At 70.4% G+C, this 2,179-nt stretch carries 1 protein-coding gene; it reads left to right on the forward strand.

Annotation, left to right across the window (positions count from 1 at the left end; translation table 11 throughout):
* The first annotated feature begins 509 nt into the window (after positions 1–509).
* Positions 510–1,811 (forward strand): threonine synthase, encoded by a 1,302-nt coding sequence (thrC, locus tag CEK68_RS20610; protein WP_152240506.1) that lies wholly within the window; start codon positions 510–512, stop codon positions 1,809–1,811.
* Positions 1,812–2,179: the final 368 nt, after the last annotated feature.

Genomic DNA, 2,179 nt, shown 5'->3' on the forward strand with positions numbered 1-2,179 from the left:
GCGTTGGTAGTGGGCAGGACTCCCCGAGCAGCAATGCAGGAACGGCTGTATCACCGAAGGTATTTACCGATAGAGCTGATCGCTGCTAACGCTCTCTCGTGCTGCTGTGCTTGTCCGACGTGTAAATCAAGCAGCAGCAACAGCAAAAGCAAAAGCTTTCGCCTGTCGGCGAGTCACTTTTCTTTGCTTGTGCAAAGAAAAGTAACCAAAAGAAAGCACACCCCGCAGCGCGCCCTCCGCGCTAACGCGCTCCGGGTCCGCAGCCACGACGGGCATTTTTCGACGGCACATCCATGTGCCGGCGAAAAACGACGCGCATCCTGCGCGTCGCCCTTCGGGTATTCGCCCGCCGCGGCTGCCGCGCCGAGGGGCCCCCGGTAAAGCAGAAGCGCAACAGCCAAAGCAAGAGCAACAGCAAGAGCAAGAGCCAAAAGCTAATGCAAGAGCCAAAGCCAGAGCCAGAGCCAGAAATGCCAGTGCGACCGAATTCCCCTGCCACCGGAACCACCATGAACTTCATCTCCACCCGTAACGCCGCTCCCGCCGTTTCGCTCAGCCAGGCCATCGCCGCCGGGCTCGCCCCCGATGGCGGCCTGTACGTGCCCGAGCGCCTGCCCGCCGCCCGCGACCTGCGCGCCGGGGCCAACCTCGCCGAGACCGCAGCGGATCTGCTGGCGCCGTTCTTCGATGGCGACGCTCTGGCTGCGGACCTGCCGGCCATCTGCGCGGAGGCCTTCGACTTCGCCGCGCCGCTGCAGCCGCTGGCAACGCCCGGCGACCACGCGCTGGAGCTGTTCCATGGGCCGACCGCCGCGTTCAAGGACTTCGGCGCGCGCTTCCTGGCCGCCTGTCTGACCCGGCTGCGGCGGGGGGCGGAAACGCCGTTGACCATCCTCGTCGCCACCTCCGGCGATACCGGTGCCGCGGTCGCGGCCGCGTTCCATCGCCAGCCGGGGCTGCGCGTGGTGGTGCTGTATCCGGACGGGCGCGTGTCGCCGCGGCAGGCGCACCAACTCGGCTGCTTCGGCGACAACATCCAGGCGCTGCGCGTGGCCGGCTCGTTCGACGATTGCCAGGCGCTGGTCAAGCAGGCCCTGAACGACGCCGACCTGCAGGCGCAGGCGCCGCTGAGTTCGGCCAACAGCATCAGCCTGGGGCGCTTGCTGCCGCAGATGAGCTACTACGCATATGCAGCCCTGCAGCACCATGCCGCGCATGCGCAGCCGCTGAATTTGGTGGTGCCCACCGGCAACCTGGGCAATGCGCTGGCCGCGATCCTGGCGCGTGCGCTGGGCGTGCCGCTGGGCCGGATCGTGCTGGCGACCAACGCCAACCGCGTGCTGCCGGACTTCTTCGCCGGCGCCGACTACGCGCCGCAGCCCAGCGTGGCGACCCTGGCCAATGCGATGGACGTCGGCGCGCCGAGCAATGTCGAGCGCCTGCGCTGGCTCTACCAGGGCGACGACGCCACGCTGCGCACCCAGTTCCAGGCGTACTCGGTGGACGATGCGCAGATCCGCCAGACCATCGGCGAGCGCTTCCGCCGCTACGGCGAGGTGCATTGCCCGCACACCGCCACCGCGCTGCACGTGCTGCAGCAACTGCGCGCCGAAGGCGCGGAGGCCGACGCCGGCGATTGGGCGGTGGCGGCCACCGCGCATCCGGCCAAGTTCGAAGGGGTGGTGGAGCCGCTGATCGGCCAGCCGGTGGCGGTGCCGCCGGCCTTGGCGGCGCTGCTGCAGCGGCCCGCGCAGGCCGAGCCGATCGCGCCGGACTACGCGGCGCTGCGCGCGCGGCTGCTGGCCGGCTGAGCAGCGCAGGCCGGGGCGCGCGAGCGCGCCCGACGGCTCAGTCGGACGGCTGCAACCGCTGCCAGGCGGCCAGGACGATGCCGCGTACCTGCAGCCAGTCCAGGCGCGAGCGCGGATGGTCGCGCAGGAACACGTCGCGCAGTTGCGCGACCAGCCGCGCTCGCGCCTGGACTGGCTGCAGGTACGCGGCATCGTCCTGGCCGCCTGGCAGCGGTTGCAGCCGTCCGACTGAGCCGTCGGGCGCGCTCGCGCGCCCCGGCCTGCGCTGCTCAGCCGGCCCGCAGCCGCGCGCGCAGCGCCGCGTTGTCCCGCGCGATCGGCTCCGCGTGCGCGGGACACTGGAGTCGCTCCCCGCATGCAGGGGGCAC

It is taken from the genome of Xanthomonas sp. LMG 12461 (genome assembly GCF_009192935.1).
In the GTDB taxonomy this organism is placed as follows: Bacteria; Pseudomonadota; Gammaproteobacteria; order Xanthomonadales; family Xanthomonadaceae; genus Xanthomonas_A; species Xanthomonas_A sontii.